Raw genomic sequence first — 12,777 nt, 5'->3', positions numbered from 1 at the left:
CGCCGCTGCCGGCGACCTGCGGTGGCTGACCGGCAGGTGTAGGCCGCGGCTGTTGACGGCGGACCGCAGCACGGGATCCTGAAGGCCGGGGAGAAGGGACGTCTTGGCGTCCTTGCCCGGGGAGGGCCGATGCCGGACAAGCGACCGCGCGGATACCAGCCGGGTTGGAAGCCCCGCGCGCACACAGTTCAGCTGCTGACGGCGGTGGAGCGGGTGCTCGCCCGCTACGCCGCCCAGCTGCCGCTCACGATCCGCCAGATCTGGTACGCGCTTGTCTCGGACGACGTCCTGGCCAAGCAGGAGCGCACCTACAAGCGGCTGGTCGAGCTGTGCGGCATGGCCCGCCGCTCCGGCCGGATCCCCTGGGAAGCGATCCGCGACGACACCGAGACCGCCGCCGAGCCGGTCGCCTTCACCGGCGTCACCGACTTCCAGCAGGCGCAGCTCGAGGCGGCCCGCGCCTACCGGCTGGACCGCCAGGCGGGCCAGCCAGCCCGCATCGAGCTGTTCTGCGAGACCGCGGGCATGGTGCCGCAGCTGGCGGCCGTCGCCGAACCGTTCGGTGTGCCGTGCTACTCGGGCTCCGGCTACAACAGCCTGCCCGGCAAACGCGGCGCCGCCCGCCGCGCCGCCGAAGGCGGGCACGCCGCGGTGCACATCATGGTGATCAGCGACTGGGACCCCTCGGGCCTGCACCTGTTCACCGCGCTCGCCGAGGACATCACCGCCTTCGCCGCCACCGACGCCCCCGGCATCCCCTTCACCTTCGAGCGCCTGGCCGTCACCGAAGACCAGGTCACCGAGCTCGGTCTGCCCACCGCCCCCGTCAAGGCCACCGACCGGCGTTCGTTCGCCGGCACGTCTACCACCCAGGCAGAGGCACTCAGCCCCGCCGCCCTGGCCGGCATCGTGCACACGGCGATCAGCCGCCACCGCGACCCGGACGCCCTGGACGCGGTCCTGGCCCGCGAGCACGCCGAACGCCAGGCTCTGCTGCACGATCTCGGACACGGCCCGCACTGAACGTGCCGCACCACCACGCTGCCCGGCACGCGTCAGCCGTACGACGAGCCGCCCGGTACCCAGACGCTCGTGCGAGTGATCCCGCTGGTGTCGCCCCCGATCGTGCCGGGCCGATGACGAGCGGTGTGCCAGCGTCGGCACCCCACCTCGCCGACACCCGGAGCCCTCATGCCCCGTTCGACCACTGCACCCTTCCGGATCACGTGCTGCCTGTGCCGCAAGAACATCCCACCCGCCCAGGACATCCACACCCTGGACAGGGAATGGCAGCGCCGCTACCCGGCCATGCGCGGCCTGCTCGCCTGCGACAGGTGCGCCCTGGAGACACCCTGGTCGTGCGAGAAGCCAGGCGGCGGCTACGTGGACGGGCACATCCCCGCCACCACCGACAGCAGCGACTTCGACGCCTGGAGCCACGTCGGCCCCTACGGCACCCACCGGGCGATGGTGCTGAAGTACCCCCGTTCAGGGATGCTCCAGGGAGCCGAGACGTACGTGCGCAGCGTGGCCGGGCGGCCGCGCTGCAGCGGAGCATTGGCCACGCGGCTGCGTGACGTCCTTGAGCAGTGGGACCGCGGTCTGCGCGCGGTCGAAGCCGACCTGCCGGCACCCGCCGCCTGCTGAGGACAGCAGAACCAGACCATGCGGGAGCCGACGCGTCGTTGGCAGATGGGCGTGGTCGGTCCGGGGCTGCCGCGCCTCGTCCGTCTTCTCCAGCAACAGGAGGGCCGGCCCTGCCCCGCCGCCTGTGCCGCTACACATGGGTGATCCCGGCCGTGAAGGGGCGAACCGCGCGGCAGTTGGGCGGGCGTTCTAGGGTCAGGGGGTGCAGGTGTACGAAGAGGCGGCGGCCCACTGGGGTGACGGCCCGCTGGTGGAAGTGGCGCTGCCGGACGGGCAGACGATCCGGGCGGTGGTCACCCGGCGCCGCCGCGATCGCTCGGGTACTTGGTGGTACGACTGCGAACTCACGCTGCCCGGACGGGTGGACACCCCGCGCGGACCCATCCAGCAGCCGCATGTCGTGGCATTCAGCGCCCCGTACGGCATCGTGCGGCCGATCGAGGGCCAGGACTACACCGTCCTTGATCCTCCGCCGCCGGAGAAGCGCACCCGCTGGCGCGTCGACGTGACGCGGGACGGGCGCCGCCTGGTGCACCGCCTGGACTGCGCCGCCGGGTCCGAAGGCGGCAGCCTGGCCACCGACGCCGACGCCCTCCGGCTCCTGGCCCAGGGCCCGGAGGTGGCCACCACGTGCGCGATCTGCCGCCCGGAGGCGGTGCTGCGTACGCTGCCTCCGCCTCCGGACGACTCGTTCTGACAGCCGGGTGAGCCGCTGGCTACCGGTGCGCACCGGGCGCGGAGTACACCGCGTGCGCCAGCACCAGGCGCTCGTCGCGCATCGCCTCCAGCGTGCCGGCGGTGTCCGGATGGCCAGGGTCGGGGAGGACATTCACCGTGAACCTGATGAGGCTGCGGGCGATGCCCGGCGCCGCCGTGGTGGGGGAGTCCCGTGCCCAGTCCCGCAGCGCGGACAGCAGCACGCATCCAGCCTCGTCCAGTGCGAAGGAATCCGCGCACGGGGCGGCCTCCCCGTTCACGGCCGTGGCGGGCCAGATGATGTCCTCGGCCAGCCGCAGCAGGACGAACGGCAGCTCCGGATCTGCTTCCGCCCGCCCGGCGACCGCGGCGCCGCCACCGGTCTGCAGCGCCAGGAGGTAGTCGAAGCCCCGCTCCACCTGCTGGGGCGTCAGCGGTGTACGGGACGGGATCAGATACGGCATCAAGCTCTCCTCACGATGGCCGCCGTGCCACTCACGGCGTCATTCCCGCATGCTCGGTTGGCTGGCCTGTGGACAGAGACCGGAGAAATTCCCTCTCACCACCACCGCGGTCCGCCGGCCGGCAGGCCGAGGACGAGCGCCAAGAACAGGAGGGGCCGGCCCTGCCGGAGCAGAAGGCCGGCGGCTGGCTCTCGCGTTTCCGGTCCGTCGGGCACGTCCCGAACCGGTGGCACATCAGACCCACGGGCCACCTGGGCAATCACCCGCGTCGCCGGGGCCAGTGGTGCGGCGGTGGGGGCTCCGTGCCGGGCAGGGTGGCGCGTGCGCATCTTCCCGGAACCAGGCGTGCCGGGGACGGTGGGGGTATGGCCAAGGACTTGAGGGAGCTGTATTGCGCGACCTGCCGGTCGCGTGAGCAGCACGTCGCATTGGACAGCCGCGAGCAGCGGCGGTGGTTGCGGGAGGTGACAGGGCGGGTGCCGGACGGGTTTTGGATGTGTACCCGGCCCAGGTGCCGCAACGTGCGTACCTACTGGGAGGACGAGCCGTTCGACCAGCCGCTGCGAATGCCGTAGTCGGCTGCGGCGTCGGACGTATCCCCGGAACCGGAGCGCCGCTCTGGGGCTGCGAGGAGGGGCGGCCATGCCTGCCGGGTTGCATCACTGGAATCGCCGCCTGGCCTGCCGCATCATCGTGAGATGGCTGAGCGGACGGACCTGCCGCGGTTGCGGAATCTGATCGAGGGCGTGTTGGTCGACCTGTACCAGCGGTACGGTCACCGGGATCTGCCGGAGCTGTGCGATCGTCTGTGCCTTCCGGCGCCCCCTCCCGAAGACGGGCACACGAAGCACCAGCGCCTGGCGGCCAGCCTGCAAGCGTGTCCGGATGACCGCCTGGAGGATGTTGCTGAAGCGGTTCTCGGCACAGAGCCGCTGCGCGCACGGGAACGCAATGAGCTGCAGGACGTGCTGTGGCTCGGCCGCCCCTACGTGGAGATACCCGGGCGTACGCGGCGCGAGCTGGCCAAGGACTTCGACCTGGCCGACCACCTCGGCTACCCGGACCGCTTTCTCGCCCTCCTGCAACATCTGTGGGACCTGGACGGCGACCTCGGCGGGTGGGGGGATCCCGCCCGCAGCCTGTGCGGCCAGATCGAGCGCCATGTGATCAGGTTCCGCGACTGGTCGACCGAGGAGCTCTTCGACAAGCTGGAGGCGTTCGAAGCCACGCACCCCCGCTTCGGGTACTTCCTTGAGGGCCTGGCCTCCCCGGCCGTCCTTCCGGACGAGGAAGCACAGCGGCACTTCGTCGAACTGGCCAACCGCCACCTGCAACCACTGGGTGCACGGCTGCGCCAGGAAGGGGAAGAGGACGGCTACCCCCTGTTCCAGCTCGTCCGGCCGGGCTACGGCACCGCCCGCCGGCCGCGCAACCTGATCTTCGCCACCTTGGGCAAGCCCGACATCCGCTTCACCAGCGCTCTCGACAACGACATCGAGATCGCCGAACGCGCCGACCAGGTCCTGGTCTACGACCGGCCGATCAGCAATGACGGGCTGCTCTGGCGCGACCTGCTGGCCTGGTGGCAGGAGACCCACGAAGCCACCGACCCGGAGAGCGCCGGCCTGGCTCTCTACGACCGCATGCAGAAATCCCTTCCCCGCGAATCCGAGGGGCAAAGGAACCTGTTCTGGCTCTACCACCACCTCTACAAGGACCACCTGCACGATCTCCCCGCTCTCCTTCCGGAGATATGGCTGCACTGGGATCCCGTGACCGTCCGCAAACGCGGCGAACGAGCCCTGCAGAACCTGCGCATGGACTTCCTCATGCTGCTGCCGGGAAGCCGGCGGGTGGTGCTCGAAGTCGACGGCAAGCAGCACTTCACCCGCACCCGCAACGGCAGAACCGAGCCCGACAGCGCGAAGTACGCCGCAACCATGGCTGGTGACCGCGATCTGAAGTTCCGCGGGTACGAAGTGTTCCGGTTTGGCCACGACGAACTGTGTGGTGAGCGCGCCCCATCTGTCGTCGCCGACTTCTTCCGCACCCTTTTGAACCGGTCACCCGGTATCCATGCCTAGCCGCCTCCCCCGCTGCCATGGCCTGATCACCAGCACGGGGCGCATGCCTGCCACGCCGACCCGGGATCCGTCTGCACCGGCGGAAGCACCTCCGTGTCGGCGATCGGCGTCACACCGGCTCTGCCGGGATCCTGTGGGGCTTTCAGATGTGCAGTGTGGTGCCATGACACTCAGTTGTTCTCGTTCAGCAGTAACTCCGCCGCTGCTCCGTGTGCGTGCCGAGGCCGAGCGACTGGCCGCTCGGTCGCGGGAGGCGGAGGCGCGCTGTTCAGGGCGGGAACGGATCTTGTGGGGGCATGCCGCGGCGAACGCCGAAGCCGTGACGGAGGCGGAGCGCGAGGCCGATGCCCGCTGGCTGTGGGCTGCGGCCTGCGATGACGCCCGCAGCGCAGGAGAGTTCGGTAAACAGTCGTAGAGGCTTTCCGCTCACCCGGAAGAGTGGATTTCGGTCGGTGGACGCATGATGCCGCCTGGCAGGTGCAGGAACGTCCCGTCCCGCGCGGCTCCTGGGCATGCCTGATGCAGTGAACGCGGCCTGGTGAATTCAGCCAGTGTGTCCGGTATGCGGGTTCTGGCTACTCTCCGTGTCTGGTCGTTCGACGGGAACGGCCCATGCGCCCGGAGGGCAGAGGATGTCAAGGACGTCTACGCCGTACTGGACTGAACCCCGTGCTGCAGACGGGACCGGCTGCACCACGGCGGAGTTCGAGGAGATCGAACAGGTCATCTCGGTCACCGCGGCCACGGGCCGTGAGTCGCGGGATGCGCGCATTGCCGTCGGCGACTGGCTCTTGGGTAAATACGGGCCCGAACCCAAACCCCACTCCCGTTACGGAACCGAATCCCAGCTAGAGGAGCTCGCAGGCCGGCTCCGCAAGGCCCCTGACACCTTGCGCAGATGGCGGATGGTCGCGCACCGGTGGCGGCCCGAACGGCGCCCGCCGGTCTTCGACGCCTCGGTGTTCGCATCGTTCACCCTCGTCCACCAGGTTTCCCTGAGCAGCGTGCAGGGCGTCTTCGACCAGGCGGAGTTCGACGCCAAAGTCGGCGTTCTGCTGGACCTGATGGCACAGGCCGAGCAGAACAACATCACGGAAGTCACCGAGACCGACTACCTCAGGGCGGTACGCAAAGCCATCCGCCCCAGCCGCCAGCCCGGAGCACGCGTCGGGCACAAGGCGCTCACGACGACCGTCCAGCACTTCGAAGCGCGCCGTCCCGAAGTCCGTACCGCCGTCCTCGACGCCGTGAAGGCCGACGAGGACGCCACGAAGACCGTGGCCGCCGCCTACCTGATGCAGCGCCCCGACCTGGCCCGCGCTGTCCTGCGCGAAGACCCGGAACTCATGGAAGCTGCAGCCCAGGAAGCCGCCACGCACGGCACCTCCGCTTCGGCCGGCGCGGATCGCGGCGAGGCCGTTTTCCGCGAACTTCTCCAGGTCATGGGAGGCAACCGGCCCAGCGACGAGCTGCGGCTGGCCGAATGGCGAGAGGACTTCGCGAAGACGATCTCCCGCATCAACGCCTTCGTCACCGACTGGTATCCGGCCGACAAGGTCGCCGCGAACGCCGACGACGACCTCCTGAAACTCATCACCTACCTCGCAGATGACGTGGCCCAGTGGGCCGCGGCCATCCTCAACTCGCGCAAGCCCGGCCTGCGCCTTCTGGAGAGCACCACCGCATGAATCACGACCATGGCGAAGACAACGGTCACACGGGCGACAACGCCGCCTCCTTCTTCGACCGGTACCCGCCCGAGACGGCCCGATGGCTCGCCGAGCTGGGGGACGAGGCCAACGACAAGGCCGGGGACAGCCACTACGAGTTCCGCAAAATCTGGTGCGAGCTGATCCGCATTGCATTGCACGACGGCGTCTCCCACGCCTTCGTCGTCGCCGACCAATTCATTGCGGCCAATAGCCCCGCTGCGAAATACCTTGAGGAGCGGTACGCGAAATACGACGAAGCCCGTTCGGCGGCCATCGTGACCGGACCACCTAACGGCTCCACCACCGGCAAGACAGACCCACCGGAAGCCCCCGGAACCGATACGGGGCAGCAGACGGGCGAGGGCAAGGAAGGTCAGGGCGGCGGTGCCAACGCCGGAACGGGCACAGGCCCGGGGGGATCGGCTGGCAACGACGCGAACAACATCGGTGGAGGGTGCGGCGGGGGGAGGACGGACGAAGGGAAAGACCAGAAGACGGGCATCGGGCAGCAGGGGACGCTTTTCTTTATTGCCTACAGCGAGTGGCGGGCCAGCATCCCCACCCGGCGCAAGGAGGTCAAGACGGAGAACCGGCGTCTGGTCGGTGTCGCCAAGACGACGAAGAGGCAGATCGAGAGCAACGACGACGAGCTCAAGTACCTCGACCTCGCAGAGGCCGCAGACGCCGCCGGGCTGGAAAACCTGGTCAACACCTACCGCAACGCGAGGACCATCGCTGAAGTCCTCCGCGCAGCTGGCAAAGCCCCACATGACCTGGGCCTGACCGACGAAGCAGTGCAGTGGATGGACACCCAACTGAAGGCGGCGTGATGTTCTCTCCCGATATCCCTCCCCGCGGTAGGAAGCCGCGCATCGCTTCGGAGAACGCCTGGAGCAAGCTGCGACGCTCAGGGCTCACCGAAAACCGGCAAGGCACCCCGTACGGCGGCCTGACCTTGGACGTCTGCACTGCGGACGGCACATACGTCGAAGTGCAAACCAACCCCCTTTCCCAAGTCGTTGTCGCCCAGCGTGAACGCCTCTATGCAGGGTCAACGCATGCGTCATTGAAGACGACGTAATGACCTCTTCTAACCGGTGTCCCCATTGCGGGGCGCTCCTCGGCCCCTCCCGTGTGCACGGTGAGGGGCCGTGGAACCAGCGCTGGCGAGCCAAGCTGCCCGAGGGCAACCAGTTCGTCCCCCGCGGCAAACTGGTGGGAGACTGCCAGAATCCGCACGGCGTGATCGTGGAGCTGCAGTACGGGCATCTCTCCGAGAACGACATCCAGCACCGCGAACGCGTTTACGGGAACATGGTTTGGCTCTTCTACGCCTGCCATGCACACAGCAAAGGCCGTCTCTGCCTGCGCTTCTACCCGGGGAGACCACGCGTCAACTTCGCCTGGAGCATGCCCCGCGAGACGATCGGCGCCTGCCAGCGCACTGTCTACCTCGACCTCGGCGAATCTCACCAGGCAGGCGGAAGGCACTTGATCTTGGAACTCAAACGGTGTCACCCCAGGCAGGGCGGGCGGCTCTCGGGCAGCGGCACGACGTACACCGCCGAGGCTTTCCACAACTGGATGGCGCACGGCATCCCCCTTACCCCCTTCATCCCCGAGACCACCGACCATGCAGCCGCCTGACCCTCCCATTCCTCAACATCACCTTTTCACCCACACAGTGGACACGGCTCCCGTCTACTTCGTGCGCCCCAGCGATACCGAGCAGCCGACCTGGGTCGCCTACGAAGAAGCTCGTTACCTGGGCACGGTCCACGGCCAGTTCGACGTCGGTGGCCGATGGCACGTCCAGTCTCTTAACGAGTGTCACCACAGCCTTGACGATGCTGTCCGCGCCCTGCGCCGTCCCGTCCGGTGGGCAACCGACCGAGAGCTTGTGCGGCGGTGGGCGCGAGGCATCCTCAGCGATCCGAACCTGCTCGTCCTCGACATTCAGACCACCGGGCTCGGTACGGCTTGGGCCGTACAAATCGGCGCCACCGACCGGGACGGCAACGTCCTCTTCGACGAGCTCGTCAATCCTCTGGCCGCCATCACGCCCGAAGCCACAGCCCTCCATGGTCTTGAACAGAACCGACTGGCGTCCGCTCCCACCTTCAGCACGCTTCTGCCCGACCTCGCCCACCTCTTGGCGAACCGGTCCTGTCTCGCGTACAACGCAGACTTCGACAGAGCAGTACTGGAACGGGAGATCCAACGACTGTCACCGCCCGCACGTGCCACCCGGATGACGCTCTATCCCCGCAGATGGGCGGATGCCATGGCTCCCTACGCAGTCTGGAGAGGGCTGTGGTCCGTTCGCCGCGGCTCCTACCGATACCAGCCCCTCGGCAGCACCTACGATGCCGTCAACAACTGCCGACGCCTGCTGACCTCCATGGAACACATGCGCTGAACGTATTCGGTCCTCCGACAGGTCGACGCTCAGCTCAGTAGGTTCAGTGTCGTAGAGTCCGCGCATGGACTGGGGTGATGTGGCCGGGTGGGCGGCGTTCGGGGTGTCGGTAGGGGCCTTTGTGATCAGCCTCAAGGCGCGTGGCGACGGGAAGCGGTCGGCTGACGCAGCCGAGCGGTCCGCTGCAATTGCCGAAGAAGCGCTGGCTCATCAGCGACAGCAGGACGCCGATCGTCTTGCGGCAGAGCGGGAAGCCAGCCGCCCGCGGGTTGAGTTGCGTGTCGAACATGCGACAAAGGCCAGGTGGCAAATCATCAACGTCGGAACAGCTACCGCAAGAGGCGTGCGACTCACTGAAGAGGTTCCTGCACTGCACCACCCCTGGCCAAGCGACCTCACCTTGGCCCCGGGAGAATTGCACGACTTCCTCATGGCCGGGAGCATGCAGGTACCGATCCCTTCAGTGATCTACGTCGCATGGGAGGGGCAGGAGGACCCAGTCCCTCTACGCGTACCGCCCCGTGTCGGCTGAACACAATTCGAACGCGACTGTCCAGCGTGCACGACGCCCATCACGACCACCGCATCCCGATCGTGGACAGCAGCTCCACCCGCTCCGGAGGCAGCGTCGCCGCCCGGCTGCGCTGGTTCCCGATCCATGCACCGAGCCGGAGCTCCCGCTCCTCCTGGTCCTCGCCGACGACGATCCGTTCGACGTGCTTCCTCGTCACCCGCAGGTGTCCCTCGCGCTCGAAGAACTGCTTGGCGGCCTCGTAGTTCAGCGCCCACTTGTCCGCTTGCGTACGGCGCGGGGGCGGCTTCTCCTCTTCGGTCGCGGGTGTGATGCCGAGGACCTGTTCGCACATCCACTGCTGTGCGGTGGTGAGGTTGTCCCAGCCGTGCCGGACTGAGCGTACCCACCGGCCGAGGTCCTCGCTCTGGTGCACGATGTCGCCGGGTTCGGTGGGCAGCGGGTGGCCGGCTTCCAGGTGGAGGCGGACGAGGTGGAAGGCGCGCTGCCACTCCACCGGCCAGGCGGGGCACCAGGCTGGGTCGATGTCTTCCAGCTGCTCGCGCCGCTCCGCCGGCATGGCTCCGGTCGAGGACTCCACGGTCAGGCCCTCGGCTCGCCGCTGCTCGATCTCTGCCGCCTTGCGGGCGGCGGCTCGCGCGTTCTTCAGCCAGATGCCTACCCGGTAGCCCTGGTAGGTGGCGTCCAGCGGGGCGAGCAGGTGACCGTTCTGCTCGGCCCAGCCGCGCGCCGCCGCGAGGCCTTCTTGCCACGCGACGTCGAAGTGGGACCAGACCATGCCGAGCTTTTCCAGCTGCTCGATGCGGTCAGCGTCCATGTTGCCGCGGGCGTAGAAGCGCCGGTTGTCGGCGATCCACTGTCCGAGGGGGAAGTTGGCGAGCGAGGCCGGCCACCCCTCGGCTTCCGCCTCCTGGCCGTCGACGGCGGGCACGCGGAAGGTGAACGGGACCTTGAGGTCGCCGTGCTCGCGGTTGTAGATGACGGCGGCCTCGATGCCGCGCCGCCAGTGCTCGTGCTCGGGGTTGAGGACGCGCAGGTTGATGAACGCGGCCAGCTGTGCCGGGTCGCGCGGCACGGAGAACTTCAGCAGCTGCCGAGCCAGCGCCGACGGGCCGCCGGACCCGTTTCCCTCGCCCCGGCTCTCCTGACCCTGCGCGGCCTTCTGGACGGGTTTGTAGGCGCTGAGGGCCTGCTGCTCAGCGAGTTGTTCCACCATCCGGGCGTCGTGCGCCCTGAGCGCCTCCAGCAGCTTCGCCAGCCCTCCGAACGCCCGGGAGGTGAGCATGTTGTCTACCGTCTCGCCCGGCCCGAGCAGGACCGGCACCACGAGGGATGCGACCTTGCCCTCACCGGGCTGCATCCGCAGCGCGCGGCCCACGACCTGGACGAGGTCGGGCATCGAACCACGCACGTCAGCCCAGTACACGGAGTCGCAGTTCTTGGTGTCGACGCCCTCGCCCAGCACCTTCACCGAGCACAGGAAGCACTTTTCCACGACCGTGCCGTCCGTGGCGACGCCCCGGTCGAACTCGCCCAGCAGGCGCCGGCGGTGGTTCGGCTTGTGCTCGCCGCACAGCCAGTCCGCCCAGATCGTGCGCGGGTACAGCTCGGGGGCGGCGGCGTGCAGCTGCGCGGCGACGTCCGGAAGGCCGGCCGCGAACGCCTCGGCCTCCTTCACCACATGATGGAAGACGAGCGTGCGCCGGAAGTTCTCCTCCGAGGACGCCTTGAGCAGCGCGGTCTGGAGGGCGGCGAGCCGGGCCCCGCGGACCGCGTCCGAGCGGCCCTCAGCGCCCAGGAGCTGCGCGGCCTGGAGCTGCGTGTCGGTGATGTCCACGCACACCACCTGGTAGGGGGCACAGATTCCCCGGTCGATCGCCTCCGAGAGGGTCAGCGTGAAGCAGCGGGCGCCGAACGGGCCGTCCGGGTCGTCCTCCATGCTCGCCACCAGCTCGCCTGGTGCGCCCTCGGCGTTCTCGTCCAGCTGCCACAGGCGGGGCGTGGCGGTCATGTAGAGGCGGCGCAGGGACGGGATACGGGTGTTGTCGTGGACGACCGCCCACGGCTTGCCCAGCCGCCCCGAGGTCCGGTGCGCCTCATCGACCACGATCAGATCCCAGCCAGGAAGGCCCGCCCTGTGCGCGCGCTCCAGCGTGCCCAGCCCCAGGGAGGCGTAGGTGGCGAACACGGTGACCTTCTCGAACGGCCGCACCCAGTCGACCAGCTCGTCCACGTCCGTGGTGTTGGGGAAGGGCACGTCCTCGCCCCGCAGGGACGAGACCCCGATCATCGGGCCCGTACGGCCGGCCACGCGCCACGCGGCCTCGGTCTGGGTGAGCAGATCCAGCGAGGGAACGAGCACCAGCACACGGCCCGCACGGAGCTTCTCCGCGCTGCGGGCCGCGACCCGGGTCTTGCCGGACCCCGTCGCCATGATCACCTGAGTCCGGAGACCCCTCTCGGGCGCAAGCGACCTTGCAGGCAATTCGAGAGCACGGACAACCGCGTCAACGGCTTCCTGCTGCGCCGCCTCACGCTGATCGGTTCGGCTTGTGGTCGACATATCCGTCTGCCTTCTCCTGGGCTCTTGCTGGGCAGGAAGCAGGAAACCTACATGTAGAGGGCTTGCGATCGGCTACGGTGAACTTCACCGGGACCGGGTCACAGCCTCGGGCCAGTAACCGGAAGCGTGATCGGAAACCGTCCCAGCTCCCTTAGTAGTGGTGCCATCTGAGTCCATAGTCTATCGGGCTATTCAAAGTGAAGCACTCGGAACGGATAGAATCCTTTGAGCGTGGCCGGATTCTGTTACCGTTGCCTTATGGTCACCCGGCAAGGCGGCCTGAAGACCGGTCAACTCGGGCCCCCACCCCTCGACTCAGCCCCTCACCCTCCGGCCTCCCCGCCACCTCCCCCTTCCTGTAGCCAGCTGCGGGCCGCAGGCCCGTGGGTGGGCCGCGCGCAGCGTGGCGCATCCTGTCCGTATGGGAGGTGAGGCGGGGTCAGGTGGCGGGATGCGGGGTGGCTGGAGCGCAGCGGAGGCCACCGGCTGGCCGGAGGCCGGCCGCGCCTCGCAACGCGAGGCGCCTGCCCTGCGGTTGGCGGTGCGCGCGCAGCGCGTGCCGCCTGGCGGTGCGCGAAGCGAGCCGCTCCGCTCACGCGGAGCGGGAGCGGCCGGGGAGCGCAGCGACCCGGTTCGCTGCTTCGGGCGAAGCCCGAAGGG

Annotated in this window: 11 protein-coding genes; 8 read left to right on the top strand and 3 right to left on the bottom strand. The window is 68.7% G+C overall.

The genetic code is table 11. The features are described 5' to 3' along the window. The first annotated feature begins 129 nt into the window (after window positions 1-129). The 3 genes from ACFV57_RS34725 to ACFV57_RS34715 all read left to right on the top strand — a co-directional run bounded on the left by ACFV57_RS34725 (window position 130) and on the right by ACFV57_RS34715 (window position 2,344). On the top strand, window positions 130-1,023 hold the full coding sequence (locus tag ACFV57_RS34725; protein ID WP_385240467.1) for a hypothetical protein: 894 nt from the start codon (window positions 130-132) through the stop codon (window positions 1,021-1,023). A 168-nt stretch (window positions 1,024-1,191) separates the two neighbouring features. Continuing rightward, window positions 1,192-1,647, top strand: a complete 456-nt coding sequence (locus ACFV57_RS34720; RefSeq protein WP_385240464.1) for a hypothetical protein — start codon at window positions 1,192-1,194, stop codon at window positions 1,645-1,647. A gap of 202 nt (window positions 1,648-1,849) precedes the next feature. Continuing rightward, window positions 1,850-2,344 carry a DUF6233 domain-containing protein gene (locus ACFV57_RS34715; RefSeq protein WP_385240462.1) on the top strand — a complete coding sequence of 165 codons (495 nt, stop codon included), beginning with the start codon at window positions 1,850-1,852 and terminating at the stop codon, window positions 2,342-2,344. A 19-nt stretch (window positions 2,345-2,363) separates the two neighbouring features. Here ACFV57_RS34715 and ACFV57_RS34710 read toward each other — a convergent pair whose 3' ends face one another. Next, the gene (locus ACFV57_RS34710; RefSeq protein WP_385240459.1) at window positions 2,364-2,807 is read right to left on the bottom strand and encodes a hypothetical protein; all 444 of its coding nucleotides are present in this window, start codon (window positions 2,805-2,807) and stop codon (window positions 2,364-2,366) included. Between the two features lie 698 nt (window positions 2,808-3,505). Between ACFV57_RS34710 and ACFV57_RS34705 the strand changes: the two genes are divergently transcribed. From ACFV57_RS34705 to ACFV57_RS34685, 5 genes are all read left to right on the top strand, one after another. Next, window positions 3,506-4,891 carry a hypothetical protein gene (locus ACFV57_RS34705; RefSeq protein WP_385240456.1) on the top strand — a complete coding sequence of 462 codons (1,386 nt, stop codon included), beginning with the start codon at window positions 3,506-3,508 and terminating at the stop codon, window positions 4,889-4,891. Between the two features lie 890 nt (window positions 4,892-5,781). Next, window positions 5,782-6,579 (top strand): hypothetical protein, encoded by a 798-nt coding sequence (locus ACFV57_RS34700; protein WP_206508031.1) that lies wholly within the window; start codon window positions 5,782-5,784, stop codon window positions 6,577-6,579. Beyond that, window positions 6,576-7,433 carry a hypothetical protein gene (locus ACFV57_RS34695; protein WP_385240454.1) on the top strand — a complete coding sequence of 286 codons (858 nt, stop codon included), beginning with the start codon at window positions 6,576-6,578 and terminating at the stop codon, window positions 7,431-7,433. Before ACFV57_RS34700 ends, ACFV57_RS34695 begins: the two co-directional genes overlap by 4 nt. Before the next feature lie 250 nt (window positions 7,434-7,683). Then, window positions 7,684-8,250, top strand: a complete 567-nt coding sequence (locus ACFV57_RS34690; RefSeq protein ID WP_385240451.1) for a hypothetical protein — start codon at window positions 7,684-7,686, stop codon at window positions 8,248-8,250. Next, window positions 8,237-9,022, top strand: coding sequence for a 3'-5' exonuclease (locus tag ACFV57_RS34685; protein ID WP_385240448.1), 786 nt, complete (start codon window positions 8,237-8,239; stop codon window positions 9,020-9,022). Before ACFV57_RS34690 ends, ACFV57_RS34685 begins: the two co-directional genes overlap by 14 nt. Before the next feature lie 43 nt (window positions 9,023-9,065). Here ACFV57_RS34685 and ACFV57_RS34680 read toward each other — a convergent pair whose 3' ends face one another. After that, complete coding sequence (locus ACFV57_RS34680) at window positions 9,066-9,311, bottom strand: hypothetical protein (RefSeq protein WP_385240445.1); 246 nt, start codon at window positions 9,309-9,311, stop codon at window positions 9,066-9,068. Between the two features lie 283 nt (window positions 9,312-9,594). Further along, window positions 9,595-12,117: a Helicase associated domain protein gene (locus tag ACFV57_RS34675; protein ID WP_385240442.1), complete on the bottom strand. Its 2,523-nt coding sequence runs from the start codon at window positions 12,115-12,117 to the stop codon at window positions 9,595-9,597. Window positions 12,118-12,777: the final 660 nt, after the last annotated feature.

Origin of the sequence: Streptomyces sp. NPDC059788 (assembly GCF_042732265.1) — a bacterium.
Lineage (GTDB): Bacteria > Actinomycetota > Actinomycetes > Streptomycetales > Streptomycetaceae > Streptomyces.
Note: the sequence above shows the minus strand (reverse complement) of the source record. Positions and strands in the feature narration are given on the sequence as shown.